Raw genomic sequence first — 26,212 nt, 5'->3', positions numbered from 1 at the left:
TAAATAAGCACTATTTTAGCTGTTTCGTCAAGTTTGCCATCTCAATTGCCGCCGTAGCTGCATCCCAACCTTTGTTACCCGCCTTGGTTCCGGCACGTTCAATCGCTTGTTCAATATTTTCTGTTGTAACCAGTCCAAAGATCGTAGGCACGCCTGTTTTCAGGTTAATTGCCGCTACCCCTTTAGCCATCTCGTTGCATACATAATCGTAATGTGTAGTTGATCCACGAATGACAGTTCCCAGCGTAATCACCGCATCATACTTGCCGCTCTCCGCCATTTTCTGCGCAATCAAAGGGATTTCGAACGCACCTGGAACCCAGGCTACATCCACTTCATCATCCTGCACGCCGTGACGTTTGAAAGCATCGAGCGCTGCGCTAAGCAATTTACTGGTAATGAATTCGTTGAAACGTCCAACGACAACTCCATATCTGGATCCTTCTGATACTAAATGTCCTTCAAAAAATTGTGGCATTCAAGTCATCTCCCTAACGGTATAATGTAATGTAAGTAACGGAAATCCCTAATTATTATCTTCCATAAATTACATGGTCAACGTTGTTCATCTAAAATATATTTACTGTTCGTTTTGTTCGATATCATCAAACTTGAGCATATGCCCCAACTTGGCTTGCTTGGTATGAAGATAAACCGTATTGTCCTCGTTCTCCTCTATCTGGATCGCGACACGCTCTACGACTTCAAGTCCATATCCTTCAAGGCCTTTAATTTTACGAGGGTTGTTAGTTAACAGTCTGATCTGACGAACCCCAAGGTCTTTCAGTATTTGAGCGCCAATTCCGTAATCACGCAAGTCAGCAGCAAAACCCAAACTCAGGTTTGCATCCACCGTATCCATACCTTCCTCTTGCAGCTTATAGGCTTTGAGTTTGTTGATCAGGCCAATACCCCGACCTTCCTGTCTCATATAAAGCAGTACACCATTGCCTTCCTCATGAATCTGTTTGAGTGCCGCATCAAACTGCGGACCACAGTCACAACGATGCGAATGGAATACATCACCTGTCAAACATTCAGAGTGCACACGTACAAGTACGGGTTTCGAACCATCAATTTCTCCTTTAACCAAAGCCACATGTTCCTTATTGTCCACAGCGTTTGTATAAGCCACCGCTTGAAACTCACCAAAGTCCGTTGGCATACGCACAGCCACTTCACGTTGAACCAGCTGCTCTTTTTCGTTACGGTAACGAATCATGTCCTGAATACTGATCAGCTTCAGATCATGTTTGCGGGCAATCTCCTGCAGATCCGGAAGTCTGGCCATCGTGCCATCTTCCTTAATTACTTCACAGATAACGCCTGCGGGATATGAACCACACATAATAGCCAAATCTACCGCTGCTTCTGTGTGCCCGGCACGACGAAGTACACCGCCGTCTTTTGCAATCAGCGGGAACATGTGACCAGGCTTACGGAAGTCCCCGGCTTTCGCCTCAGAATCGATTAGACCTTTCACGGTAATAGAGCGTTCATGTGCCGAGATACCTGTTGTCGTATCTTTGTGATCCACAGAGACGGTGAAGGCTGTTCCATGGAAATCCGTATTTTGTTGAACCATCGGTTTCAGGTTAAGTTCGTCCGCACGTTGTTGTGTAATCGGAACACAGACCAGACCTCTACCTTCAGTAATCATGAAATTAATGACTTCAGGTGTCGCCTTTTCGGCCAAAGCGATAAAATCGCCTTCATTCTCCCGATCTTCATCATCCACAACAATGACAGGTTTACCACGCATGAGATCATATATGGCTTCTTCTATTGTGTCCAGAATGGATTGTTCTGACATTGTTCCACCTCCAGTTAATTTCTGTTCTCTATTTATGCAAATCCGTGATTGGCGAGAAAATCTTCACTGATACTGCGCGGCTTGCCAGCACCCGTCTCCCGATGTCCTCTCCCATACTGGAGCAGATGATCCACATATTTGCCCAAAATATCGCATTCGATATTAATGGTATCCCCTGTCTTTTTCACATTTAGTACAGTTTCACCAATGGTATGCGGGATAATGGAAACCGTGAATGCGGTATCCGACGTATGGACAACGGTCAAACTAATGCCATCCAGTGTAACCGATCCTTTGGGGATCAGATATTTGAACAACTGGTGATCATCAGGCTTGATCTCAAACACAATTGCATTTTGATCACGTGTTATACTGCCAATCACTCCAGTACCATCTACATGGCCCTGAACGATATGGCCGCCAAAACGACCGCCTGATTGCATGGCCCGCTCCAGATTAACTTTACTGCCAGATTGCAGCTGACTGAGATTGGTATGACGATAGGTTTCAGGCATTACGTCGGCGGTAAAACCTCCACCTTCGAGTGTTGTTGCTGTTAAGCACACGCCGTTTACTGCTACACTATCACCAATCTTCAGATCGTCCATGATGGCGGAAGCTCCGATATTCAGGACCATCGCTTCGCCTTTCCGACCAATACGCCGGATCTGACCGACTTCTTCCACCAAACCGGTAAACATGCTGCCGCCTCCCTTTTTCAAGTTATAAAGAACCTAACTTTCTACTTTAAAATCCATTTATTTATTCAGGCCACACCGGAATACCGCCAATGCTGATATTATCTCCAACTTGTTCGATCTCCAACTGATTCAATTGAATCGCCTGATTCATACGTTCCACACCCTCGAAGCGGAAGCTTCCAGGTGTATCATAACCGCCTACAATCTTCGGAGCGATAAACATGAGCAGTCGATCGACCAACCGTGCCTCCAGCATGGCTCCATTCAAGGTGCCTCCACCTTCAAGCAAAATCGAACCAATCTCACGCTCACCCAACTTGCTAAGTCCGTTTAACAGATCCACACGTGGTCCAGGACCACAGCGTATAATTTCGACGCCGTAGGCTTCCAAACGTTCAGCAGCTTCAGGACTGGCTTCGTCTGTTGTCAGCACCCATGTTGGAGCAAGACCATCCTTAACCATTTTGGCACCTACGGGAAGACGTAACTTGGAATCCACCACAATGCGCACTGGACTAATGCCTTCGACTTGCAAACGGGTTGTAAGTTCCGGATTATCGGCGATTACCGTGTCGACGCCAACCATAATTCCCTGGTGACGATGACGAAGGGCATGCACAATCTCACGAGCGGGCTCGTTAGAGATCCACTTGCTGTCTCCGCTGCGAGTAGCAATTTTGCCATCCAAAGTAGTAGCCGTCTTCAGTGTCACAAAAGGTAGACCCGTTGTAATAAATTTAATGAATTTTTCATTCATGCGTCTTCCACGCTCACGCAGTACGCCAACTTCAACTTCAATGCCTTGTTGACGAAGCATGCTTATGCCCCTGCCGGATACTTGCGGATTTGGATCTTCACAACATACCACAACACGTTTCACCTTCTCATGAATCAGGCGTTCACTACAAGGTGGCGTCTTGCCATAATGACTACAAGGCTCAAGTGTAACGTATACCGTACTTCCTTCTGCATCACTGCCTGCCATGTTAAGTGCATGCACCTCTGCATGACCGGTTCCACGTTTCAGATGGCTCCCCAGGCCTACAATACGACCCTCTTTCACAACTACACATCCAACGACCGGATTGATCCCCGTCTGTCCCTGTGCTCGTTCCGCCATATCCAATGCCAGTGCCATATAAAATTCATCATTGATCATTTCCAAATCCGTTCACCCCGCGGTTTAAAGTCTTGTTTATTAAAAAATCCCCGTCGAACAATCAGTTCGATGGGGATGATGAGAGACAAATGTCACCAGCAGGAGTGAAATGGATACAGCACGCCAACACTTTGCCCAAAACTTCATTTCGGGCAAGTGAAAATAGACACATACCTTAATGAACATCAATTACAGGTAAAGAGCTTTTATAGTGTGGCATATGTATGGAACTTTCCGACGTAACCGGATCTTCCCTGCACAGTGCAAGACATTACAAATCGTGACTGTGCAGCAATACTCCTGCTGAATGCAAACCTGTTAGGTCTGCACCTCTCCTTCTCCCATCCAGACTATACTGTCGGTTCTGGAATTACACCAGATCAGCCATCTGCCAAGGGCAGACAGGTCACGGACTTTGCATCAAGTGCTGGACACATAGGTCCTTACACTTCCTGCATCACCGCCGGTAGGGAATTGCACCCTGCCCTGAAGGATTGCTTTCGTTATTACTTGGATGTTAGCACTTTAATGCCAAAAAATCAATTGTTTTTTGTTCCTTTTTGTCACATACTAACTTTTAATAAGCTAAGAAACAACAAAAAACCGCTTCCTCTCAAGGAGGCACGGTTTTTGCTTGGAGGCACATTTCACATCCATCGCATCATTCTACATATCAGGAAAACACCAGCTCGCCATATGCTTTAATTCTTTGGCATTATGAAATGGAGTGCGGTCAGGTTCTTGCAGGGGTGAAGTTGGAAGCGGGAACTCTCTTGCCACCCTTCTGACCCAACTTGTGGAATCGATCGCAATAGCCGAGCATTTCCAGCGTCCGTTCGCTCTCGGTCGAAACGTCCCATGCAAATCTGCTTTTCCCGGCATCTCTGGAAAGACACCATCCAGATATTCTACGATGACACGCTTGTCTCTGACTTCATGACAATACACCGTCACCCATACACCTTCCCGCACCCGAACAGCATACACATCTCCAGACTGTACCTCCCCGGTACCTGCATCAGGAGATGCCTTTGGTACTTTTCCGCGAACACTTCTCTTCTTCTCCAATGCCCCTAAGATTGTGTCCTTTACAGCTGGACTCTCATCAGGCTTATCCGCAAGAGATATATTACTCAGATCAAAATCATGAAATATCTTGTTCAGGTTGTTCTCATTAATTCCGACAGATGAGTCCCACCACGCCAGAGGGGCCTGCACTTCAACACGCATATTGGGGCGTGCGTCACGCTGCATGTAAGAGGTGAATTCCGTGATCATTCCGGGATGTTCCGCCGTATCCAGTATGCCAATCAGAGCTAACGTCTCAAGCAAATCACGGTAGGCATATTCCTTCTGTGTAGGCAAAAGGCGTTCCTTCTTGAGCGCTACTGCTGCCTTGCTGTAACGTGTTTTGGGAGGTAGTTCGCGCAGCACCGTTAACACGCACGGAATGTCCAGCGGTCGTAATCATTGGGTATTGGAATCTCCTGCGCGGCAGCCAGCTCTCGGAGTGCCAACACATATCCAAAAGGATCACCGTCCAACGGGGTTCCATTGGTCATCCGCCAATACCATTGCAGCGTCGTGTCGGTTGCTTGATCTACACTTAATCCGCAGATCTTGCAAGTGTTCGAAGATGGATATGGCGTATGTTCATGACTTGGCATACTGCTCGCAATAAGCTTGCCCGTAAGCAACGAGCGCCAGATCATGGGTGCGGACCACAAAGAGGATACAAAAGCCTGCGCTGCATCATTTATCGTCCATTGATTTGCAACTTTTTTCAGCTCAGTAATCGTTTCATCATGTTGCGGACGTACAAATCGATTCGGTTCATGCCCGGCTGCCTCAAGCGCTTCTCGATCCTTTACGGATAGACTATCCGGAACGACATGCCGCGATGCCTGCAGTTCTTCATCCCACAACGTGCGCTCACTATAAATTTGTTTTAACAAGCTTAGCTGAGTAACCATATCCAAGGTTTAATTCATCCTTTCTAATCATCGATTTCAAGTATGTAAAAAAAATAAAAAAAGTGCTTCTATAAAAGAAGCACTTCATGTTTGGATCCAGTTAAGGTGAAGGTATTAAGCTTCTACAACTTCAACAGTTTCCATTTTGTCTTTACCTTCTAAAGCGTCCACGAACTCCATACCTTTGGTTACTTTGCCAAATACCGTATGTTGTCCATCCAAATGTGGTTGCGGTTGGTAGCAGATGTAGAACTGGCTTCCACCTGTGTTACGGCCAGCATGTGCCATAGCGAGTGTTCCGCGCTCATGTTTGTTCGGGTTGATTTCACAGTTGATTGTGTACCCTGGGCCACCTGCACCGGAACCGTTAGGACATCCGCCTTGAGCTACGAAGCCCGGGATAACGCGGTGGAAAGTAAGGCCATTGTAGAAACCGGAGTTAGCCAGTTTCTCAAAGTTTGCTACTGTGTTTGGAGCTTCTTGATCGAACAGATCGATCAAAACTTCTCCGCCGTTTGCCAATTTAATTTTCGCTTGTTTCGCCATATGTAAATGACTCCTTTCGTATTGACCATCGTTAATGGTGCCAGAACGCATGACCCTGGGCCAAGCATTACAGCACTTTTCTTAGTGTACACCGAAAATGTCTGGATCGCAAAAAAAACGGCAACTTTTTTCATGATTTAGCTCAAATACGCAAAAAGCAGACGAAAAAGGAAGTTCCCTTTTCATCTGCTTCAACTTTAAGATCACTATATCTTGAATAATGCAGAATCGTATTATCTTTTGACGAATTAGCGAGTTACTGGCTGTTTTCCAATGCGCGCTGGTACCAGGTCATTCTGGATGATATCTTGATACGTCTCACGGCGTACCACGACATCTCCTTGACCGTCTTTGACAAATACAACGGCCGGACGACGAATCCGGTTGTAGTTGCTTGCCATGGAGTAGTTATACGCGCCTGTGCAAGCTACAGCGAGCAGATCGCCACTTTCCACTTTTGGCAAGTCCAGATCCCAGATCAGCATATCGCCACTCTCGCAGCATTTACCCGCAACAGATACCGTTTCCTGAGCAGCCTCATTCGCACGGTTGGCAAGCACAGCTTCATACTTGGATTCATACAAAGCAGGACGTGGGTTATCGGTCATACCACCATCAACGGCAACGTATTTACGCACGCCTGGAATGTCTTTGCTAGTTCCAACTGTATAAAGCGTTGTTCCCGCTTCACCCACGATGCTACGGCCTGGTTCAACCCAGATCTCAGGTACGGCATAGCCGATTTGAGCAAAATGATTTTTAACTGCGTCTGTAATAGCCTTCACGTATTGCGCAACTTCAAGCGGCGTATCTCCGTCGATATAACGGATTCCGAATCCACCACCAAGGTTAACCACTTTGAAAGCAACATTAAGACGCTCATATACACTTGCTGCAAATTCAGCAACACGTTGAACAGCCATCTGGAAGCCTTCAACTTCGAAGATCTGGGAACCGATGTGGGAATGCACACCCAGCAATACCAGGTTAGACTGCTTGGAAGCCAAGTCAATCGCTTCAAATGCTGTACCATTACCGATATCGAATCCAAATTTGGAATCCGTCTGACCTGTGGAAATATATTCATGCGTATGGGCCTCAACACCAGGCGTCACACGAAGCAAAATGTTTACTTTACGATTTTTGTCCGCAGCTACAGCCTGCAACAGATGTAATTCATTGAAGTTATCAACAACAAAGCATCCAATCTCTGCATCAAGAGCCATTTCGATTTCTTCCAGCGTTTTGTTGTTACCGTGGAAATGAATGCGCTCAGCCGGGAATCCTGCTTGCAGTGCAGTGAACAATTCACCATCAGATACAACATCCAGGGAAAGTCCTTCTTCAGCTGCAAGTGCACACATCGCCATTACACAGAACGCTTTACTTGCGTAAGCAACCTGGAAACCCAGTCCGGAAGCACGGAATGCTTCCATGTACTCTCTACAACGCTCGCGAACCAATTGCTCGTCCACAACGTACAGGGGAGTTCCAAATTGTTCTTTCAGATCTGTTGCATCAACTCCGCCAATCTCCAGATGCCCTTGCGCATTTATTTTACTTGTACCATGTAAATACATAATCTGCATTCCTCACTTTTTTATATACTGGAACATTTGCTATTCCAATGATTTTACACCAGTATATCAAATTAGGCGGCGAGATGAATGGATTTTTCGGAAGATCATTTGTGTTTTTTACTTTTTCGCAGTTCACCGTCCGGATCATCGGACATTTTGGTGTTGTCACGGGTTTTGTTAAATGATGGACGTTTTTTATTTTCCAGCAGCGGAAGCCGGAATAAAAAGTTACCTAAGGCCTTTGCATTAAACGGTATAAAAGGCCAGAGATACGAAGAATTGTAAGACCGGTGAACGGTGAGCGCCAATATGAGTAGTGTACTGCCCACGACCAATCCAGGAACCTTGAATATCGCTACTGCAATGAGCAGAAACAACCTGACCAGCCTATTGGCAAGTCCCAGCTCGTAACTCGGGGTGGCAAACATTCCGATGGCTGCGATCGCCATATAGAGTACAACCTCATTGACAAAATATCCTGTTTTCACGGCGATATCCCCGACTAGAATTGCCGCGATTAAGCCCATGGCCGATGCGAGAGGTGTAGGCGTATGAACCGCTGCCATACGTAATAAGTCGACGCCAAGCTCGATCAGTAGAAACTGTAGAATCAGCGGTAACTTTACATTTTCCTGTGGACCAATGAAGTCCAGTCCCATCGGTTTAATTGAAGGATCAATAACCATCAGCAGCCATAGTGGTAGCAAAAACAACGATATGAGAATCCCTGCAAAACGCACCCATCGTAAATATGTTCCCATTAAGGCAGTCTGTCTGTTCTCCTCCGCATGCTCACACAGGTCGAAGAAGGTCGTAGGCAGAATCATCACACTGGGGGAAGTGTCTACAAAAATGACAACTCGTCCTTCCAGCAAATGGGAAGCTGTAACATCTGGTCGTTCCGAATAACGAACGAGTGGGAACGGGTTCCACCCCTTGTTGATAATCGCTTCCTCTAGCTGCTTATCGGCCGCGGGAATACCATCGATATCCACTCGCTGTATTTTTTCACGAACGGAATCCACCTGCACTTTATCCACAATATCATCAATGTACACAACACAGACATCGGTTTGTGTTCTACGCCCCACCTGCATGATCTCAAATTTCAGTCCAGGGTCGCGTATCCTGCGGCGCACCAAGGTTACATTGGTCAGGAGCGTTTCGGTAAAGCCGTCTCTGGAACCTCGGACTACCCTTTCCAATGAAGGTTCTTCGGGTGAACGTACCGGATAACTCCGGGTATCCATAATTAGGACCGAGCGGTCCCCTTCAACAAACATTGCGCTCATACCGGTAAGAACCTTGTTGATGACCGCACTCATCTTGTCGACTCTTTCCACCTGAATATGGGGAATGTAACATTCGAAATAGGACTTGAGTGCATGCCCTGACACATCATCAGGGGTAAGGTAGGTCAGTCTTTTTAATACTTCAAGCAATATCTCATCTTTCGCGAAGCCGGTGATCATCAGCAAGCCAACGTGTTTGCCACCCAGAACCATTTCCCTCAAATTAACATCAAAGGATTCTCCGAGCCCGAGCACCTGTTGCAGTGTATATTTATTCTCACTCATGCGTGGGGAAATATCATCGTTTTCCTGCCAATACTGCACCGATTCCTCAATGCTGTCGGACATTTCATTTTGTTTTTTCTTTTTGTACGCTCTCTTCTCTTCTTCCTTCTGAATCTCATAAGCAGACTTGTGTAACATCTCTTCCGTTATACCTTCACTATTTTCCTGGCCTCTATGATCCGAACGTTCATCCATTTTCCATCCTCCTATGGCCACGATCTAACGCTGATATATAAAAAAATCAAACAGGGAACCTGTCATTTTGCCCAAAATCATGGCGAGCAGCAATCCAAATAAATAAGGTTTCATGCCCAATCGTTTGGCTAGCACGGGCAGTACATTAAGCACCTCGGTGAGCGCTGCGGCGAGCAGACCGATGAATACACCACAGAACAAACCAACGATCGGGCTGAGCAGCAGCACCCCATGCATTTTCCAGTGCCAGAAATCCGCCACCGTCCCGACAAGTGAACCACCAATTAGCGCCCCTTCATACCAGTGAGTCTTGTCATACGATTGCGTAAGTTGGGCCAACCTGGGAATCATATCGAGCACCAGAATGAGCGCAATTACGCCGCTTCCTACGGCAATTCCCCCTGCAATACCCAATACAATGCTGATTGCTCCATTAAGAACGCTCATCCGCATTCATCTCCCTGCGTTCCTGCTCGTGCATCCGTTCGCTTTCTTCAATCACTACATATTTATCTACATTTTGCTGGTACAGAAACATCTCCACTTCCAGCGGGGTAGGCTCCTCATTCCACTTTTTCTTGAACAAATGATTAAAAAATACTGCCATTCCAAATCCAATGCCAATGGAATACGCCACTTGGAACAGATAGGGATGTTCGTCCCGCTGCCCAGTAAGCATCTCCACAATTCGAATCTGTACTTCCTGCATGTTCACATCGGCATGAAAATTCATAATGGTTAAGGCTGATCCGAAGAACAGCAGCAGCCAAACCAATATGAACAGGGACTTGGAAGGTTGACCATTTCCCGCAATGACTTCAACCAACGTATGACCTGATCCCATCAGTTCCACACTTACCTCCGGCAAAATGTGCCGAATTCGGGGAATAATCTGCAATATATCAATGAGGATCAGATTGCCATCCTCTGGTCCAGGGCGCAGCAGTTCAAGCTCCAGTAGCCTGCCCTCCTGGTCTTCAGAAGAGGTCAGTACATGTGCAATGTCTCCAAGCTTGACTGCTCTGCCCCTCTGGATGCGAATACGGCTGCGTAGACGAATATAGACCATTGGAGTGGGTGTCTGGGACATCCATAGCACTCCTTTACTGCGTAATTTAGGTTAGTATTTGAAGAATGTGCAAATTTATTACAAACGGGTTGGAAAAAGATCGGGAGGTTGTGCTAGTGCTGCGGGATGGATCGGTCATTGGTCGCTGTTGCTCGGGGGAGGATACACGCAGACACTCCGACGGCAGACCAACCTTCTGATCGCTGTTGTCTCCAAATTCTTTTGATTGATTTCTAAGTGTTAGAAATTTGGAGACAAAGGCGAACGCTTCGCTTCTTCAGGTCTAATCTGCCGCCTGCGTTGCTTATGTATCCTTAGGTGAGCCCTCACGCTTCGCTCCTTTTGACCAATTCCATCCCTCCGCTACCCATCGTCCTCCCGTTTCCAAACGTTTGAAATAAATATGCTGGGGAGTAGGCAGGAAGGGAATTAAAAGATGAGCTTTTTGGGGTTATTTTGCTCAAAATTCCATGACTTGTGAAAGTAGCTTTTTGATATTAATTTTAGAAATTAGGAGATTAGCCTTTTATACGCTCTCCTTTTGACCGATTTGAGGCGTAACGGAGTGTAAAGCATTATTTTACATATCAAAAAAAGTCGCCGTATGGGCGACTCTTTGGGATTGGTTGATAGACTTACCGATCATAAACATTTTCTCAAGAATTATTTTCTTTTTCTCTTTTGTTCAATTCCCTTCTAAATCGTAAAGGGGTTGAATTCATTGTTTTGCGGAATTGGTTAATATAATAACTCGTGCTGTTAAAACCGACCTCATAGGCAATTTCGGTGACGCTACGCTTGGAGGATTGCAATAGTTCAATGCTTTTTTGGATGCGGTAATCGATCACATATTGCATGGGTGTAGTTTTCAGGATTTGCTTGAAATAACGGCATGTCTCCGATCGACTCAACTGTCCCGCCTTCGCAATATCTTCCAGCTTAATTTCATCAGCATAATTGAGATTAATCCATTGCAACATGTCTTTCATTCGATTGTTTCTGCTCATCTCTGATGGATCATGTTCTAGAGAATATCCGTTCATAATCAGCAGTTTCCACATATTAAGCACCGCAGAAGCAACATTCACTTCGTAAAAAGGAACTTGGTGCACTAACTCCTTTCTAATCCGTGCAATAACATCCAGAATCTGTTCTCCCCAAACGTTAGCTCTTTCGATATACAGAAAAGGCAAATTAGTTGCTGTTACATATGGATGTACGTACTTTATATACAAATCCGAAGGCATGATAACATGCGGGGACAAATTCAGACATAAATAAATGCAGTTCTCGCTCTCCTCGTGATCTTCAGCCATATGCATTATTCCACTGTTGATAAAAATCCCGTCACCTTTGGACAAAATCATCTTTTGATCGTTGATATGGAACAACGCCGTACCCTGAAGAACGGTAACAAACTGCAATTCATCATGCCAGTGGAGAGGAATATGTCCGTGAACATTTTGAACAATGGTTGTCTCATAACAGGCTATAGATAATGTATCGGTACGGTGTTGCGTCATTTCTTTCAAATGTTGATCAATGATAAATTCGATCTTCTGCATGGCCCTCATCTCAATATAGTTATATTTTTAAGTGTAATATTGATATAAATGTATCGTATTTCTCCTTAATATAACACTATTCTTATATTTAAGGTGAGGCGAACAAGAATGACAACTTCTGCAAAATCCAAAATTTCAGGCATCGTACTCGTTCTGACGGGAGCCATCTGCTGGGGCATTGGGGGGACGGTATCTCAAAAACTGTTTCAACTGGATGGAATTGAGGTCAATTGGTATGTTACTGTACGCTTGTTAATTGCTGGGTTACTATTACTGGTTATTCAATCGTTTACAAATGGACGATTTCAGATTTTTGATGTGTGGAGAAATAAAAAAACGGCTGGACAGCTGATCATTTTCGGATTGGTGGGCATGCTTGCCGTTCAGTATACGTACATGGCATCCATTAAACACGGCAATTCAGCGGTGGCTACACTGCTGCAGTATCTGTCCCCTGTCATGATCATCATTTACATCGCACTCCGTAAGCAGTCGGTCCTCACACGCAATGACCTTGCATGCGCCGTTTTGGCTCTCAGTGGGTGTTTTTTCCTGCTGACGAATGGCTCGCTTACGCGGTTATCTGTCTCCTCGCTGGCAGTGATATGGGGCCTGTTATCTGGGGTTTCAGCTGCATTTTATACGCTGTATGCCGTGCAACTAATTAAAAAGTACGATTCACTTGTTGTGGTCGGCTGGGCTATGATCATCGGTGGTTTGGGAATGAGTTTTATTCACCCGCCCTGGAAAATGAGTTTTGCTAACATCACGCTTGAAACCTACGGTTATTTGATATTTACGATCCTTTTTGGAACCCTGATTGCTTTTTGGTTTTATATTGCGAGTCTCAAAAGTCTTACACCCAAGGAAACTAGCCTGCTCGGGAGCGCTGAGCCCCTTGCTGCTGTTGGAACAACCGTCATATGGCTCCATGAACCTTTTGGCTTCTATCAATGGATTGGTATGGCATGTATTCTTGGCATGATGCTGGTCATGCAGTCCAATCGTTTGAGATCTCCCCGTATTAACAACAAATAACCTTCCTCGCCATAATGCGCGATAGAAGGTTGTTAGTTGTCGTATATTGGTGTATAGACGCCAATATTGTATTGCACTCCACAAAATCACTGCGCGATCTGGTCGCGGATGGATTGCAGTATTTTTTTCTCCAGACGTGATACCTGCACCTGGGATATTCCCAGCCTGCTGGCAACCTCGGATTGGGTCTGATCCCGGTAATACCGAAGATAAACGATTAACCGCTCCCGCTCACTGAGACCACCGATGGCTTCGTTCAGCGCCAGCTTGTCAAACCAACGTTCCTGAGACTCGTCGGCAATCTGATCCATTAACGTAATAGGATCACCGTCATTCTCAAATACCGTCTCATGGATGGAGGTCGGTGGTTTGTTCGCTTCCTGGGCAAATACCACTTCCTCGGGGGTTACCCCCAGCTCTGCGGCAACTTCCTTAATCGTTGGTAAACGATCCAGATGTTTGGACAGTTCGTCCCTTTTTTTGCGGACTTTATTCGCCATCTCTTTCAGTGAACGACTGACCTTAAGGGTACCGTCATCCCGCAGGAATCGCTGGATTTCTCCGATGATCATCGGTACCGCGTAGGTTGAGAACTTCACGTCATAACTGAGATCGAATTTGTCCACTGACTTGAGCAGACCGATACAACCAATCTGGAACAGATCTTCCGGATCATATCCCCTGTTCATAAAACGCTGTACGACGGACCAGACGAGTCTGATGTTGCAGTTCACCAGCGTATCCCGTGAGACATGGTCACCCGACTGACTGAGCGCAATCAGCCGTTTGACCTCGGCATCGTCCAAATAGGTCTGTGAAGATGGTTTCACTTCAGCATCCATAAGAACACCAACCCCTAATTATACAATGCTTTCTTGGATTCAATCCTTTTTTTCATCTTGATGGAGGTGCCTCTGCCGGGCTCACTGCTGACTTCGAATTCATCCATAAAGTTTTCCATAATGGTGAAGCCCATGCCCGACCGCTCAAGTTCGGGTTTGGACGTATATAGCGGCTGCTTGGCGAGTTCAAGATCTTCGATTCCTTCACCGCGGTCTTCCACAATAATTGTGATCATGTCTTCCCGAATCTCGGCCTGGATAGACACCACACCCTCGGAGTTGTTGTTGTATCCGTGGATGATGCTGTTGGTCACGGCTTCCGAAATGACCGTCTTCAGGTCACTGAGCTCGTCCATCGTTGGATCAAGCTGGGAGATAAACGCAGCAACGGTTACCCGTGCAAACGACTCATTCTCTGACTTGGCCGCGAATTGCAGATTCATGAAATTTGTCCCTGTTCCTTCATTCATGAGACGACCTCCAGACCTGAGAGAGCAGTTCCCTCATTTTCGTATATCGGCATAATCTTGAACAGACCCGACATTTCCAGCAAACGGTACACTGGCGAATTGACGTCACACACCACCATCTTGCCGCCTTTATTCTTAATGAGCTTGTATCTTCCCAATATGACACCCAGGCCCGAACTGTCCATAAATTGCAGATCTTTCAGGCTGAGTACGAGATGCTCGCTTTGTCTCCGCTGGATGGCTTCATCCATCTGCATCCGTACCATGTCAGCTGTATGGTGATCCAGCTCCCCGGATAATCGTACAATCAGAATCCCGCGATGGTGTTCCATTTCCACATGCAAGTTCACGTTTGCTCACTCTCCTCCCTGTCTTAGAACAAGGATTTCTACGCTTCCGAAGGCTTTTCCTGCCCCCCGACAAAACTAGAAGAAAACCCCTATTTAACTACAAAATATGTTCGAAGGATGCGTGCAACTCGCGGAAATCGCCGTTTAGTCAAACAGATTGGACGTTGTCCGCTTGAACAGCTTCCACCAGCCAGCCTTATTCACATCCTGTGGAGCCTGAATGTCGAACTCCTTAATGACGTCGTTGCCCTGGTAAACCACCAGTTTACCTATACTTTGCCCAGCCTTGATCGGAGCTTTCAATTCTTTGGCAACCAGCAATTCATGCCGGATGTCATTGGATTTGGCTCCTTTGCGCATCAGCACACTATAATTTTGCGTGGCATTCAGAGGCAATTCGGCAACTTCGCCTTTTTCGATCTTCAGACTGCCCAGCAGATCCCCTGCCTTATAGAGAGCCTTCATCGTATATTGACTAAAGGCATAGTCAAACATCGAAGATACTTCGCTGTTCCGTGTTTTGGTATTCGGTTCACCGAGTACCACGGAAACGACACGCAGTCCATCCTTGGACGCTGTTGCGGACAAGCAGAATTTCGCTTCGGATGTGTAACCTGTTTTCAAACCGTCTGCCCCTTGATAAAAACGAACCAGCTTGTTTGTGTTCACCAGCCAGAATGGCTTTTCCGTATCTTTGCGAAGGTAATCCTGATATGCACCGGTGTACTTCGTAATCCCGGAATGCTTCAACAGTTCACGGCTCATGACGGCAATATCATGGGCGGAAGAATAATGATTATCGACCGGCAGACCGTTACAGTTGGCAAAATGAGTATCCTTCATGCCAAGCTCCTTCGCACGCTCATTCATCAGCTGTACAAAGGCTTCTTCCGAGCCAGCGATCTTCTCAGCCATCGCTACCGAGGCATCATTGCCTGAAGCCATCGCGATCCCTTTTAACATATCATCAACTGTCATTTCTTCCCCGGGCTCCAGAAAGATCTGCGAACCGCCCATCGAAGCTGCATATTCGCTCGCTCTTACTTTGTCCGTCAGCTTCAGCTTGCCTGAGTCGATCGCTTCGATCGTAAGCAGCATGGTCATAATTTTTGTAATGCTCGCCGGAGGCAGCTGATCATGACTGTTTTTCTCATAAATGACCGTTCCCGTATCTGCATCCATTAAGATGGCAGAGCGCGCCGACGGGGCCAGATCAGTTCCTCCCGCTGCCTTCGGTGTTTCTTCAGCTAATGCCGTTGATGCCAAAAGGGACAGCAGGATGCAAAGGGTCATGAACGATGCCATTATTCTTTTATTCACTAAGTTACCTCCTCAAATGACTTGCTTACTGCATGTTCCATGCATGTACTGCTAATCATTGTCGGCCCGTTTCCAGTAAATTATTCCATGTAAAGCATGATTTCCCGAACTTTTATTGAAAATGTGGTCAAAGCAAAATAACGCACTGCACTCAACGAATGAATAACCGTACATTTAACACAACAAAAAAAGGTTACCCCCCGATGATTTCTCATCCAAAGAGGTAACCTTATCTACTCAAATCTTGCTTACATTTGTGGAATAACCGCCAATACCAGCGCCAGGAACGACTCACGCACACGTTCCGTCGTTTCCATCACCTCATCATGTGACAGCGGCTGGTCCAGAATTCCGGCAGCCATGTTGCTGATACAGGAAATACCGAGTACTTCCAGGCCTGCGTGGCGTGCCACGATCACTTCAGATACAGTGGACATGCCCACTGCGTCTGCGCCCAATGTACGCAGCATTCTGATCTCTGCCGGTGTCTCGTAGTTCGGACCAAGCATACCTGCGTATACCCCTTCACGTACGTTAAAACCTTGTGACGCGGCCGTATCCTTCGCCAGCGCACGCAAACGGCGGCTATATGCTTCGGACAGATCAGGGAAACGCACGCCCAGTGCAGCGTCATTTGGTCCGATCAGTGGATTTTTGCCTGTGAGATTTAAGTGATCAGAGATCAGCATCAAGTCTCCAGCTTCATACGACGTATTCACACCGCCTGCAGCATTGGTTACAAGCAGGCTACTTACACCCAATTCTTTCATAACCCGTACCGGGAAAGCTGTCAATTCCGGACCATATCCCTCATACATATGGAAACGGCCTTTCATCATCACGACTGGACGACCTTTAATGGTTCCGACCAATAGTTCACCTTCATGTCCTTCTACTGTGGACACCGGAAAATGTGGAATATCCTGATAAGCAATACTTACGCCATCTTCAATCAGTTCTGCCAGTACGCCAAGACCTGAACCCAAAATCAAACCGACTTCCGGCTTGATGGAGCTTTTGCTTTGAATATAAGATGCTGCTTCCGAAATCATTTGTTGGTTTAATGCTGTCATGCGATGTATGTTCCTCCTTGAGTTGAAACGATCCGTCTTATGTATAACGGCGTTTGGATGTATTCAATTTATTTTATCCTAAATCGGCCCAATGTTCCGCATGTATTTGTGAATGCCATGCGTCAAAATCTATCTTGCCCTCGGATGATGGGTTTCATAGATTTCTTTCATGGTTTTGCGACCATGATTGCCATATTGTTGTCCAGGCTGCTCCACGTGACCCAGCATATCTTGAACCGCACGTGTATCGGCCCCATTGGCAATCAGGTGTGCTGCAAAGGAGTGACGCAGCGTATGCGGCGTAATTTCTTCTGAGATTCCTGCGTCCACCGCCGCTTTTTTGAGCAGCTTCCAGAAGCCCTGCCGGGTTAAACGTCTGCCAGATACATTCACGAATAGTGCCTGCTCGTCCGAATCGGTTTTGAGCAACTTGTTGCGGAATTCCTCCACATATACACTTGCCCAATGTGCTGCTGGTGCACCGATGGGAAGGATACGTTCCTTGCCCGCCCCACCGCATCGTATAAAGCGCATGCCAGGCTGAACATCCCGAATGTCAAGGGCAATCAGTTCCGAGACCCTAATGCCTGTAGCATATAACAGTTCAAGCATGGCTCGATCTCTCACACCCTGCGGTGAACGAATATCAGGCGCCGTCAGCAGTTGTTCGATCTCCTGGATACTTAACACCTGTGGTGGCGTCTTGTCCGCCTTGGGAGCTTCCACATCAAACGTAGGGTCCTGTATAATATCACCCCGCCGCATCAAAAAATGAAAGTAGGAGCGCAGAGATACGATGCTGCGGGCAATGGTTGCATTGGCACGTCCCGCCTGTTTGAGTTGACCTGCAAACAGGACGACATGTGTGCGTCTGACCTGATCGGCTTCGCGTATGCCATATTCCTTATCTGCAAATTCAATGAACTTGTCCACGTCTCGGAGATACGATTCAAGCGTGCTGCTCGACATCCCTTTATCATCTTCCAAGTATAAGGCATAGGCATGTATCGTCTGTTTCATATACAACGCTCCTCAACTGACAGATCTGCCGCTCTGGCAGACTGCTCCCGTATTTGCATCCCTGGCTGTTTGAAGCTACTCCCCGTACCAATAGAACAAACGGAGACGCTCTGCCATCGTAGGACGTCCTTCTCCATTACCCGGCCAATCCGTTTCCTGAAATACTTTGATTGCATTGCCAGTTGGCATCTGATACTGATCCACAGGTGAGATCCAGCCATTGAACAGATCCAGAACATGATAGAACAGATAAACTAATGCGGCAAAAACTATGATAAATCGAATAAAACGGAGCCCTCTCCGCACTGATATAATCATGGGCGCGTCCCCTCCTGATTCGAATCCGGTATTGTCCTTGAATCAGGGTATGTCCATAAACAGAGGTTTATGCCATTCGGGGGAAACTCCAGATCATGTCCGGTGCCAAAAAAGCTCTCCCGTCAAAACCGCCGGTGAGAGCTTGAAGATATGCTATGTTATTCTTCATCTTTGGGTTTCTGTTCATTTTTAGCTTTGCAACGATAACAAATTCCATGAAAGTCCAGTCGGTGATCTACTACCGAAAAGTTGAATTCCCGCTCCAAACGCTCTTCAAGCGGTCCAAGCCAGTCTTCACGTATTTCATCCATACTTCCGCATTGAACACAGATTAAGTGATGATGGTGATGCTTGGATGTATCTCCGCGCAGATCATAACGCGCTACACCGTCGCCGAAGTTGATTTTCTCTACAACATGCAGCTCACTCAGCAGTTCGAGGGTACGGTACACGGTTGCCAGACCGATTTCGGGAGCCTTTTCTTTAACGAGCATGAATACGTCTTCTGCGCTCAGATGATCTTCTTCATTCTCAAGAAGTACTCTTAAGGTGGCTTCCCGCTGGGGCGTTAATTTATATCCTTGGGACTGTAGTTGCTGCTTAATTTTATCAATCCGTGCTTCCATTTTCTCCCTCCCCCTAGGAAATCACTGCACACTGCAACTTAACCCACTCTTTTCATTATAGGGGGAGTGCGTAATTAAAGTCAACATTTTACACTATACGGTGCACGTTAGGCCGGTAGTAACATTGGCGTGACCCAACGCATCATCGCAGGTGTAACCCATGTTTCAAAAGATGCCACGCCGAGCAGCAATGCAGCCATAACCAAAGTTAACACTATATATGAAGCAAAAGGCCTTTGTCGACCAGGTGTTCGCTGCATCAAAACACGATTGCGAATGATGTATAACGAGAACGTCATCGCCGCCACACTGCAGACCAGAAGGATCGGAATGACGAACAAATTATGCGGTGCCACGGACACCAGTGCAAACAGCAGCCCTTTCCAGGAATACTGTCCAACAAGGTACCCTACTGTGAATCCAATGAGCACACCTTTCAAAAAATCCAGAACCAGTATACCGGGTAGTCCAACGACGGATAAACCCAGAATAAAGATCAGACCTACCCATTTCAGATGAAGCATGGCAATGTCCCAATATGCCCCGGTCTCCGTCACCTGTGCACTGTGCTGCACGGTCATGAAGAAATTGCCCAGATAACCCTCCAGATCCTGACGTTGCTCAAGAGACAATGCGTTCACCATGAGCGCGCCAAAAATGACGCCGACCAGAAACAAGACAGCCACGAATACATATAACGAAGTCTGACCTTTAAATGTTAAGTAGGAAGAGCGCATACAGGTACGAGTCCCCTTTCCGGTATCATGCTGCAAGGATTCTCAGTTACATCCTCATAGTCATTCTTATGAACCGGAATGCACCTGTATGACTTCTTGTCCAGATTGGCTCTACGTGAAGAGAAGCTTTATCAGTTGAACCTAGGAGTATTTACACGGGTCACTCCGAAGCTTTTTCCTGAACAGCAACCTTACCGTACGTACCGCCACCTCCGGAGGACAGCACCAGTTGTCCGTTCCGTGCAGCCACAATTAAGCCTGCTAGCACAGGTCCAACAACCGCAGTAAGCTCTTCCTCACGCGTACGATGAAGTACGTTCATTTCTGTACCAAAATGGTCCAGTAGCTGGCGCAGTTTGGCTTTGCCAAGACCGGGGATGAACTCCAGTGGTACCTGATAATGATAGGCTGGTCTGTTTGCAGGGACATGAGGACTCTCCCGATCAGAGATTGACAGAATGCGGTCCAACACCCCCTGAACCAACTTCAGACTGCCACAGTGAGGGCAACGCTCTGCTGACATCGCTTGCTCGTCCATAATGCTGCCACATGCTGCACAGTAGGTACGGTGGTATTTGCCCAGCCTTGGATTCAGTCCATAATTGGCCGCAATGCTCCTGCCGGCTTCTCCTTGAAGTGCCATACGGAATTCATCAAAAGAAGGGGCAGCAACTTGCAGTTCGTTATACTCCCGTCCAATCTTACCAAGTGAATGAGCATCCGAATTGGTCAGAAACGGTACATGATCCAACTCCCGAATATAGCTGGCCATGGATGAGTCCGAGCTTAACCCCAGCTCTACCGCATCCACGAGACTAGTATCCAGCACATCGCTCATACGGGGCGCAGTACTACCATAGATGCCTTTATGCGGTGTAAATACATGTGCAGGCACAATAAGCCCACCACGTGCCTTAATCTCGGCTTGCATCTCCAGAGCGGGCACGTATACCCGCTGAGAACTGAGATTCACATTTTTCATATAACGTTTCATCCAGTCCGTGAAGGACTTTATTGTTTTCAGATCACGGAAGTACGCCAGCATATGGAACTCACGCATTCCAGGCTCGCGCAGCTCAATCTCTGTACCCAGCAGAATGGTGGTGTCCTGGTAGGCAATGCCGCCTCCCTCAATCTCGGACATGGTACCACTCTCCAGCAATTGTTCAATATCCATCTGTACAACCGGAGAATGACAATCAATAACACCAAGCAAATGAATTCCTTTACGTTCCGAAGCTTCCCGGGCAATATTCTCAAATGTCAGATCCCGACTGCCACTAATTTTAACAGCCTCACCGCGAGAGGTTCGTCCGATGTGAATATGCAGGTCTGTATAACAGGGCTCCCACATCGTGGACGTTTTCAGTTGGTCTTGCATGCCTAGAACCGTCCTGTCGTTCTGTAAAGGTCCCACGCGTACACAGCCATCATCGTTTTAGCATCACTAATCCGGTTCTCGTCCATGAGAGCGTAAGCTTCCTCCAGTGTGATCTCGGATACTTCAAGGAATTCATCTTCGTCCAGCGCCATGTCCCCTGCTTCAAGCTCTTCTGCGATGTAGAGATGAATGATTTCATCTGCGAACCCCGGTGAAGTATAGAACGACCGCAAATGACGTAGCGACTTGGCCACATATCCCGTCTCTTCTCGCAATTCACGTGCTGCTGCAACCTCTGGTTCTTCACCCGGGTCCAGTTTCCCCGCAGGAATCTCTACTTCGGTACGTCCCATTGCCTGACGATACTGATCCACAACAAGCATGCGATCCCCATTCAGAGCAAGTACAGCTACCGCTCCAGGGTGTCGGATTATCTCACGTGTCGCCGTCTGGCCGTTTGGCAGTTTAACGGTATCGACTTGAAGTGAAATCACTTTGCCCTCGAAGATTGGCTTAGTGGATACGGTCACTTCATCCAGTTTTGGATTGGCAGGCTGCGCCGCGTGGATGGATTGGGCAGATTGGTTTGGTTTCATTTGTTCTTCAACTCCATATCGTTGGATTATATATAAATTGACTAAAAATATTTACACTAACCACTCCGATGACAGAACAACCCTTCGATCGCTGTTATCCCCAGATTTTTTGATTTCTTTCACTAATAGATAAAATTTGGTGATAGCTTATGCTTACGATGCAGCTTTCCTTCAGAAAGCTTTTTGGCGAACGCTCCGCTTCTCTTGGTTATTTCTGTCCTCTCCGTTCTTGTGTAAAGGATTAGCTCAATTTATATATTCGCTTAATGTATAAATCTCTGATTTGGGGCATATGGTGAGCGTATAGAAGTCTCACAGTAAATATAAACAAATCAGGGGGAATTTTGATGAACAGTTATTTGACGCCTAAATCCGTACACGTGGTAGGACAAGCCCGGCAAGTGCAGCTCATACTCAAGCAATGGTTGCGCGAGTGGGGCCCAGATACCAAGTTAGTCGATCTGCTCGCTGGACGCAAATGAATGGGTCATTAATCCATTCACCCATTGACTCAATTTGACCCTAAATTAACGAGTCTTCTCCCTTGAAATATAACATGAATTCGCAAAAAGTCCGAATCCGTACAAACCGGGTTCGGACTTTTGTCTAAGAAGTACACATTATTTCTTGCCAGCTGCCGTTTCCTGAATAATAGCTACGACCACCTGGGACAACTTCACAATATCTTCAGCACGAATGCGTTCTTTGGTTGTATGAATATCCTCATACCCTACCGCCAGATTCACTGTCGGAAGGTCGAATCCGTTAAAGATATTGGCATCACTGCCACCACCGGAAGCAAACGTACTTGTCTCCAGCCCAATACTGCGGATGGCACGCTGTGCAAGCTGTACAACTTCGTGTTCATCATTGAAGCCAAATGCAGGGTAGAGGATCTCACTTCTGAATTCAGCTGTAGCACCGTATTTGCGACATGTTGTTTCGAGCGCGTCACGCATCTGTGCAACCTGCAATTCAACTTTCTCCTGCACAATACTGCGAGCTTCCGCTTCAAGTTGTACAAAGTCACATACCACGTTGAGTGCTGATCCACCCTGGAATTTACCAATGTTCGCTGTCGTCTCATCATCAATTCTGCCCAGTGTCATCGCTGCAATTGCTTTGGCTGCTACCTGAATGGCGCTGATCCCGTCTTCCGGGTTCACACCCGCATGTGCGGACTTCCCATAGATGCTCATTTGAATTTCAGCTCTCGCTGGTGCAGCAACACAGATCGTGCCTACAGCTCCATTAGAATCCAGCGCATAACCGAACTCGGCATCGATATCCTTCGGATTCATGGCACGTGCGCCCACCAGGCCAGACTCTTCGCCGACCGTAATGACAAATTGAATTTTACCATGTGGAATCTTGTTTTCCTGGATCACACGAATCGCTTCGAACAATGCCGCAATCCCTGCTTTGTCATCTGCTCCCAAGATCGTTGTTCCATCACTGCGGATCCAGCCATCTTCACCCAGTTCAGGCTTAATTCCCTGTCCCGGCGTCACGGTGTCCATATGACATGTGAAAAAGATCGGTGCAACCCCTTCAGTTCCTTCGGCTTCCCAGGTAATGACGAGGTTTCCGGCGCCATGTCCGGTTTGCTCCATGGTATCATCCTCATAGACATGAAGACCGAGATCTGTAAACTGTTCTTTTAACACTTTCGAGATGCTCTGTTCATTTTTCGTTTCACTATCAATCTGCACCAGTTCCATGAACTGATCGATAACACGTTGTTGTTTAATCATAGGACTTTCCTCCCTCTCGTGGATACGGTACAATACAATTACTATGGCTTGTTTACTTTATGTTGAAAGGAGTTCTCTCATCATGCAAAAAAAGAAATGGTTCAAAATCATCATCTATCTCATGCTGATCGCCATGATCGGGTCCACCCTTTTCATAGCTCTCGAACCGTTACTGTTCGGATAGCAACCTAAAGCCTTTCGACGAACTGTTTACAGACGTTGAAGGGCTTCTTTTTCCGTGACCCAATTAATTTGATATGGAAAAATACGATTAAAGTACGGAACAATCTCCTGCGCTACCTGCTCCACCGCATAGGACTTGCCCGTTATATCCTCCAGTGAGGTAACGCCATACTGCTCAATCCCACAAGGAACAATCCCCTGAAAACCTGCATGTTGAATGCCTGAGCTGATGTTAAAAGCAAACCCGTGACTGGTTACAAAACCGCGGCGGTTTTTGCAACGATTAAACTTGATGCCAATTGCAGCAATCTTCATATCGCCAATCCACACACCCGTGTAACCCTCTTTGCGTCCTGCTTCGATGCCCTGGTCTGCGAGATAATCCATAAGTACCTGCTCAAGTTTCCGTAAATAGCCGTGCAGATCCAGGTCTTCATCCCGACCAAGAATCAATAACGGGTAACCTACCAACTGGCCCGGGCCATGATAAGTAATATCACCGCCGCGGTCAATTTGAAACAAAGAAATCCCTTGCTCACGCAACTCTTCCGGACTGAGAAGCAGATGCTCCGGATGATTTTGTGAGCCGATCGTATACGTAGGCGGGTGTTGTAAAAGCAGCATCTGCTCCGCTCCCTCGCCCTCGTCCAATCGCTGCACAATCGCTTTCTGGCGGTTCCAAGCCTCTTCATAATCAAGCATTGGTATGTATGCAACATCCAGCGGCTTGCTCATGATTCCCCACACCCTTCTGCTTCAGGTTCAGTGTACAATTGAGCACCTGTCCGTAGACAGCAGGAAAAGTGCACGGCCTCCGGCACATACACTTCCCCGACAACTATTTGCTTAATACACCTTGGTCTCCATGGTATATCCTTCAAGGTTTTCTTTGACACGTTGCAAGAAACGTCCGCTGATTACGCCATCCAGGATTCGGTGATCCAGCGACAGACACAGGTTAGCCATCGAACGAACAGCGATCATATCATTAATAACCACTGGTTTCTTGACAATCGACTCGAATGTAAGAATCGCTGCCTGCGGGTAGTTAATGATTGGCTGGGACAGGATCGAACCAAATGAACCTGTGTTGTTTACCGTGAACGTACCTCCCTGCATATGGTCCAACTTCAACGTACCTTCACGTGTTTTGCGAGCCAGTTCATCCACTTCACGGGCAAGACCTGCAATATTTCGCTGATCGGCATGTTTGATTACGGGTGTAAGTACGGAATCTTCGGTTCCTACCGCCATGGACAGGTTAATGTCCCGTTTGACGATAATTTTGTCCACTGCCCATACCGAGTTCATGATTGGGTAGTCTTTAATCGCGTTAACGACTCCCTTCATCATGAATGACAGATATGTCAGATTGATGCCTTCCTTACGCTTGAACTCATCCTTGAGTTTATTGCGCAGCATCACAAGATTTGTAACGTCCACTTCAATCATTGTCCATGCATGCGGGATTTCAGATACGCTTTGACGCATATTCCGGGCAATGGCATTACGCACAGGGGTAACATCGATGAAATACTCCGATCTTCCCTGGCCGCCACCTTCCACTTCGATCTGTGGAATTTTCGGGCTTTCGGTTAGATGAATGCCTGAATGTCTCACAGGAACACCTGCATCGGACGCTGAGATCGCTTCTCCAGCGGTTAAACCCATTTCTCCATTTCCACGATTCACTCCGCTGAATGGAGAAGCAGACGGCACACCAGAAGGTGTATGCTGTGCTGCTGCAGATGATGCTTGTGCAGACGATCCAGCCGCGTTACCTCCCTGTGCAACAAATGCCAGCACATCTTTGCGGGTAATACGACCACCGGCTCCAGTGCCTTGGATGCTTTGCAAGTTCAAACCATGCTCTGCTGCCAAGGATTGTACTGCCGGGGAATACCGATTGCGCATCGGCTGGTTGGGATCATGTGCTGCTGTATTTGAGGCGGCAACAGGAGTGTGGCTAGCATGTTGCTGCACTTGCTCCTGTTGCTGCGATACTTGTGTTACTTGCTCAGCCGCTTCTTCGTCAGAAGCTGCGACCTGCATGCGGCAGATTGCTTCACCAACAGCAATCGTTGTGCCCTCTTCCACCAAAAGGTCACCCATAATTCCATCCACAGTGGATGGAATCTCGGCATTAACTTTATCAGTGATTACTTCACAGATCGGCTCGTACTGTTCCACACGGTCGCCCGGTTTTTTCAACCATTTGCCTATGGTAGCCGAGACCAGCGATTCCGCCAATTGCGGCATAATGACCTCGATCCATTTCATACGTTCAGCCATTTGATTATCACTCCAAACTTTACTTTTAAACGAT

Annotated in this window: 29 protein-coding genes and 1 riboswitch; of the genes, 3 read left to right on the top strand and 26 right to left on the bottom strand. The window is 46.9% G+C overall.

Translation table 11 applies throughout. The annotated features are described in order from the left end of the window. Nucleotides 1-10 precede the first annotated feature (10 nt). From ribH to QF049_RS02965, 12 genes are all read right to left on the bottom strand, one after another. The gene (ribH, locus tag QF049_RS03020; RefSeq protein WP_017687651.1) at nt 11-478 is read right to left on the bottom strand and encodes a 6,7-dimethyl-8-ribityllumazine synthase; all 468 of its coding nucleotides are present in this window, start codon (nt 476-478) and stop codon (nt 11-13) included. A 102-nt stretch (nt 479-580) separates the two neighbouring features. Further along, a complete protein-coding gene (locus tag QF049_RS03015; RefSeq protein ID WP_307534712.1) occupies nt 581-1,813 on the bottom strand; it encodes a bifunctional 3,4-dihydroxy-2-butanone-4-phosphate synthase/GTP cyclohydrolase II in 1,233 nt (410 codons plus the stop codon). A gap of 32 nt (nt 1,814-1,845) precedes the next feature. Then, complete coding sequence (ribE, locus tag QF049_RS03010) at nt 1,846-2,514, bottom strand: riboflavin synthase (RefSeq protein WP_150364570.1); 669 nt, start codon at nt 2,512-2,514, stop codon at nt 1,846-1,848. 61 nt (nt 2,515-2,575) lie between these two features. Further along, the gene (ribD, locus tag QF049_RS03005) at nt 2,576-3,679 is read right to left on the bottom strand and encodes a bifunctional diaminohydroxyphosphoribosylaminopyrimidine deaminase/5-amino-6-(5-phosphoribosylamino)uracil reductase RibD (RefSeq protein ID WP_167483687.1); all 1,104 of its coding nucleotides are present in this window, start codon (nt 3,677-3,679) and stop codon (nt 2,576-2,578) included. 323 nt (nt 3,680-4,002) lie between these two features. Next, a riboswitch (FMN riboswitch) is annotated at nt 4,003-4,171 on the bottom strand. A gap of 168 nt (nt 4,172-4,339) precedes the next feature. Next, a complete protein-coding gene (locus QF049_RS03000) occupies nt 4,340-5,116 on the bottom strand; it encodes a hypothetical protein (protein ID WP_307534710.1) in 777 nt (258 codons plus the stop codon). Continuing rightward, complete coding sequence (locus QF049_RS02995; protein WP_307534708.1) at nt 5,110-5,652, bottom strand: hypothetical protein; 543 nt, start codon at nt 5,650-5,652, stop codon at nt 5,110-5,112. Before QF049_RS02995 ends, QF049_RS03000 begins: the two co-directional genes overlap by 7 nt. Nucleotides 5,653-5,760: 108 nt before the next feature. Continuing rightward, nucleotides 5,761-6,192, bottom strand: coding sequence for a peptidylprolyl isomerase (locus tag QF049_RS02990; RefSeq protein ID WP_017687646.1), 432 nt, complete (start codon nt 6,190-6,192; stop codon nt 5,761-5,763). A gap of 248 nt (nt 6,193-6,440) precedes the next feature. Continuing rightward, nucleotides 6,441-7,772 (bottom strand): diaminopimelate decarboxylase, encoded by a 1,332-nt coding sequence (gene lysA, locus QF049_RS02985; protein ID WP_017687645.1) that lies wholly within the window; start codon nt 7,770-7,772, stop codon nt 6,441-6,443. A gap of 104 nt (nt 7,773-7,876) precedes the next feature. After that, complete coding sequence (locus QF049_RS02980) at nt 7,877-9,544, bottom strand: spore germination protein (RefSeq protein WP_307534706.1); 1,668 nt, start codon at nt 9,542-9,544, stop codon at nt 7,877-7,879. A gap of 24 nt (nt 9,545-9,568) precedes the next feature. Then, complete coding sequence (locus QF049_RS02975; protein WP_179198576.1) at nt 9,569-9,997, bottom strand: stage V sporulation protein AB; 429 nt, start codon at nt 9,995-9,997, stop codon at nt 9,569-9,571. Beyond that, nucleotides 9,978-10,634 (bottom strand): stage V sporulation protein AA, encoded by a 657-nt coding sequence (locus tag QF049_RS02970; protein ID WP_307534704.1) that lies wholly within the window; start codon nt 10,632-10,634, stop codon nt 9,978-9,980. Before QF049_RS02970 ends, QF049_RS02975 begins: the two co-directional genes overlap by 20 nt. A 635-nt stretch (nt 10,635-11,269) precedes the next feature. Then, nucleotides 11,270-12,178 carry a helix-turn-helix transcriptional regulator gene (locus QF049_RS02965; RefSeq protein WP_307534702.1) on the bottom strand — a complete coding sequence of 303 codons (909 nt, stop codon included), beginning with the start codon at nt 12,176-12,178 and terminating at the stop codon, nt 11,270-11,272. Nucleotides 12,179-12,286: 108 nt separating this feature from the next. Here QF049_RS02965 and QF049_RS02960 point away from each other — a divergent pair, with 108 nt between their 5' ends. Further along, nucleotides 12,287-13,216: a DMT family transporter gene (locus QF049_RS02960; RefSeq protein ID WP_307534700.1), complete on the top strand. Its 930-nt coding sequence runs from the start codon at nt 12,287-12,289 to the stop codon at nt 13,214-13,216. An 86-nt stretch (nt 13,217-13,302) separates the two neighbouring features. On the opposite strand, the gene sigF is transcribed toward QF049_RS02960, so the two are convergent. The 11 genes from sigF to QF049_RS02905 form a co-directional block, all read right to left on the bottom strand. Further along, nucleotides 13,303-14,058: an RNA polymerase sporulation sigma factor SigF gene (gene sigF, locus QF049_RS02955; protein ID WP_036607856.1), complete on the bottom strand. Its 756-nt coding sequence runs from the start codon at nt 14,056-14,058 to the stop codon at nt 13,303-13,305. 14 nt (nt 14,059-14,072) lie between these two features. Beyond that, a complete protein-coding gene (spoIIAB, locus tag QF049_RS02950; RefSeq protein WP_036672324.1) occupies nt 14,073-14,528 on the bottom strand; it encodes an anti-sigma F factor in 456 nt (151 codons plus the stop codon). Further along, a complete protein-coding gene (spoIIAA, locus tag QF049_RS02945) occupies nt 14,525-14,878 on the bottom strand; it encodes an anti-sigma F factor antagonist (RefSeq protein ID WP_017687636.1) in 354 nt (117 codons plus the stop codon). Before spoIIAA ends, spoIIAB begins: the two co-directional genes overlap by 4 nt. A gap of 144 nt (nt 14,879-15,022) precedes the next feature. After that, entirely contained in the window at nt 15,023-16,198 is a 1,176-nt protein-coding gene (locus tag QF049_RS02940; RefSeq protein ID WP_307534698.1) for a D-alanyl-D-alanine carboxypeptidase family protein, read from the bottom strand. Nucleotides 16,199-16,446: 248 nt separating this feature from the next. Continuing rightward, entirely contained in the window at nt 16,447-17,271 is an 825-nt protein-coding gene (locus tag QF049_RS02935) for a purine-nucleoside phosphorylase (protein ID WP_091018093.1), read from the bottom strand. Nucleotides 17,272-17,400: 129 nt separating this feature from the next. After that, on the bottom strand, nt 17,401-18,291 hold the full coding sequence (locus QF049_RS02930; protein WP_105599514.1) for a tyrosine recombinase: 891 nt from the start codon (nt 18,289-18,291) through the stop codon (nt 17,401-17,403). 75 nt (nt 18,292-18,366) lie between these two features. After that, the gene (locus tag QF049_RS02925; RefSeq protein WP_076215836.1) at nt 18,367-18,609 is read right to left on the bottom strand and encodes a DUF4227 family protein; all 243 of its coding nucleotides are present in this window, start codon (nt 18,607-18,609) and stop codon (nt 18,367-18,369) included. 158 nt (nt 18,610-18,767) lie between these two features. Further along, on the bottom strand, nt 18,768-19,235 hold the full coding sequence (gene fur / locus QF049_RS02920) for a ferric iron uptake transcriptional regulator (RefSeq protein ID WP_036607866.1): 468 nt from the start codon (nt 19,233-19,235) through the stop codon (nt 18,768-18,770). 107 nt (nt 19,236-19,342) lie between these two features. Next, on the bottom strand, nt 19,343-19,972 hold the full coding sequence (gene spoIIM, locus QF049_RS02915; RefSeq protein WP_307534691.1) for a stage II sporulation protein M: 630 nt from the start codon (nt 19,970-19,972) through the stop codon (nt 19,343-19,345). Between the two features lie 160 nt (nt 19,973-20,132). Then, nucleotides 20,133-21,353 (bottom strand): endonuclease Q family protein, encoded by a 1,221-nt coding sequence (locus QF049_RS02910; RefSeq protein WP_307534689.1) that lies wholly within the window; start codon nt 21,351-21,353, stop codon nt 20,133-20,135. Between the two features lie 2 nt (nt 21,354-21,355). Continuing rightward, nucleotides 21,356-21,949 carry an NUDIX domain-containing protein gene (locus QF049_RS02905; RefSeq protein ID WP_307534687.1) on the bottom strand — a complete coding sequence of 198 codons (594 nt, stop codon included), beginning with the start codon at nt 21,947-21,949 and terminating at the stop codon, nt 21,356-21,358. 347 nt (nt 21,950-22,296) lie between these two features. Between QF049_RS02905 and mciZ the strand changes: the two genes are divergently transcribed. Beyond that, a complete protein-coding gene (mciZ, locus tag QF049_RS02900) occupies nt 22,297-22,431 on the top strand; it encodes a Z-ring formation inhibitor MciZ (protein ID WP_307534685.1) in 135 nt (44 codons plus the stop codon). 138 nt (nt 22,432-22,569) lie between these two features. Here mciZ and QF049_RS02895 read toward each other — a convergent pair whose 3' ends face one another. Further along, entirely contained in the window at nt 22,570-23,703 is a 1,134-nt protein-coding gene (locus QF049_RS02895; protein WP_307534683.1) for a M20/M25/M40 family metallo-hydrolase, read from the bottom strand. Nucleotides 23,704-23,785: 82 nt separating this feature from the next. Here QF049_RS02895 and prli42 point away from each other — a divergent pair, with 82 nt between their 5' ends. After that, nucleotides 23,786-23,887: a stressosome-associated protein Prli42 gene (gene prli42, locus QF049_RS02890; protein WP_017687624.1), complete on the top strand. Its 102-nt coding sequence runs from the start codon at nt 23,786-23,788 to the stop codon at nt 23,885-23,887. A 26-nt stretch (nt 23,888-23,913) separates the two neighbouring features. On the opposite strand, the gene lipB is transcribed toward prli42, so the two are convergent. Then, on the bottom strand, nt 23,914-24,621 hold the full coding sequence (gene lipB / locus QF049_RS02885) for a lipoyl(octanoyl) transferase LipB (protein WP_307534681.1): 708 nt from the start codon (nt 24,619-24,621) through the stop codon (nt 23,914-23,916). A gap of 111 nt (nt 24,622-24,732) precedes the next feature. Continuing rightward, nucleotides 24,733-26,178 (bottom strand): dihydrolipoamide acetyltransferase family protein, encoded by a 1,446-nt coding sequence (locus QF049_RS02880; RefSeq protein ID WP_105599522.1) that lies wholly within the window; start codon nt 26,176-26,178, stop codon nt 24,733-24,735. Between the last annotated feature and the right edge of the window lie 34 nt (nt 26,179-26,212).

Source organism: Paenibacillus sp. W4I10 (assembly GCF_030816325.1).
In the GTDB taxonomy this organism is placed as follows: domain Bacteria; phylum Bacillota; class Bacilli; order Paenibacillales; family Paenibacillaceae; genus Paenibacillus; species Paenibacillus amylolyticus_B.
Note: the sequence above shows the minus strand (reverse complement) of the source record. Positions and strands in the feature narration are given on the sequence as shown.

Excerpts from the sequence above, each read along its gene's own strand:
- QF049_RS02970 (WP_307534704.1), bottom strand. The coding sequence starts at position 10,634 with ATGTCCCAGACACCCACTCCAATGGTCTATATTCGTCTACGCAGCCGT.
- prli42 (WP_017687624.1), top strand. The coding sequence starts at position 23,786 with ATGCAAAAAAAGAAATGGTTCAAAATCATCATCTATCTCATGCTGATC.
- QF049_RS02960 (WP_307534700.1), top strand. The coding sequence starts at position 12,287 with ATGACAACTTCTGCAAAATCCAAAATTTCAGGCATCGTACTCGTTCTG.
- QF049_RS02910 (WP_307534689.1), bottom strand. The coding sequence starts at position 21,353 with ATGCAAGACCAACTGAAAACGTCCACGATGTGGGAGCCCTGTTATACA.
- QF049_RS02930 (WP_105599514.1), bottom strand. The coding sequence starts at position 18,291 with ATGAAACAGACGATACATGCCTATGCCTTATACTTGGAAGATGATAAA.
- sigF (WP_036607856.1), bottom strand. The coding sequence starts at position 14,058 with ATGGATGCTGAAGTGAAACCATCTTCACAGACCTATTTGGACGATGCC.
- QF049_RS03015 (WP_307534712.1), bottom strand. The coding sequence starts at position 1,813 with ATGTCAGAACAATCCATTCTGGACACAATAGAAGAAGCCATATATGAT.
- ribH (WP_017687651.1), bottom strand. The coding sequence starts at position 478 with ATGCCACAATTTTTTGAAGGACATTTAGTATCAGAAGGATCCAGATAT.
- QF049_RS02905 (WP_307534687.1), bottom strand. The coding sequence starts at position 21,949 with ATGAAACCAAACCAATCTGCCCAATCCATCCACGCGGCGCAGCCTGCC.
- lipB (WP_307534681.1), bottom strand. The coding sequence starts at position 24,621 with ATGAGCAAGCCGCTGGATGTTGCATACATACCAATGCTTGATTATGAA.
- ribE (WP_150364570.1), bottom strand. The coding sequence starts at position 2,514 with ATGTTTACCGGTTTGGTGGAAGAAGTCGGTCAGATCCGGCGTATTGGT.
- spoIIAB (WP_036672324.1), bottom strand. The coding sequence starts at position 14,528 with ATGAATGAAGGAACAGGGACAAATTTCATGAATCTGCAATTCGCGGCC.
- QF049_RS02975 (WP_179198576.1), bottom strand. The coding sequence starts at position 9,997 with ATGCGGATGAGCGTTCTTAATGGAGCAATCAGCATTGTATTGGGTATT.
- QF049_RS02895 (WP_307534683.1), bottom strand. The coding sequence starts at position 23,703 with ATGATTAAACAACAACGTGTTATCGATCAGTTCATGGAACTGGTGCAG.
- fur (WP_036607866.1), bottom strand. The coding sequence starts at position 19,235 with ATGGAAGCACGGATTGATAAAATTAAGCAGCAACTACAGTCCCAAGGA.
- spoIIM (WP_307534691.1), bottom strand. The coding sequence starts at position 19,972 with ATGCGCTCTTCCTACTTAACATTTAAAGGTCAGACTTCGTTATATGTA.
- QF049_RS02925 (WP_076215836.1), bottom strand. The coding sequence starts at position 18,609 with ATGATTATATCAGTGCGGAGAGGGCTCCGTTTTATTCGATTTATCATA.
- QF049_RS02935 (WP_091018093.1), bottom strand. The coding sequence starts at position 17,271 with ATGACAGCATTAAACCAACAAATGATTTCGGAAGCAGCATCTTATATT.
- QF049_RS02965 (WP_307534702.1), bottom strand. The coding sequence starts at position 12,178 with ATGCAGAAGATCGAATTTATCATTGATCAACATTTGAAAGAAATGACG.
- QF049_RS02990 (WP_017687646.1), bottom strand. The coding sequence starts at position 6,192 with ATGGCGAAACAAGCGAAAATTAAATTGGCAAACGGCGGAGAAGTTTTG.
- lysA (WP_017687645.1), bottom strand. The coding sequence starts at position 7,772 with ATGTATTTACATGGTACAAGTAAAATAAATGCGCAAGGGCATCTGGAG.
- mciZ (WP_307534685.1), top strand. The coding sequence starts at position 22,297 with ATGAACAGTTATTTGACGCCTAAATCCGTACACGTGGTAGGACAAGCC.
- QF049_RS02880 (WP_105599522.1), bottom strand. The coding sequence starts at position 26,178 with ATGGCTGAACGTATGAAATGGATCGAGGTCATTATGCCGCAATTGGCG.
- QF049_RS02980 (WP_307534706.1), bottom strand. The coding sequence starts at position 9,544 with ATGGATGAACGTTCGGATCATAGAGGCCAGGAAAATAGTGAAGGTATA.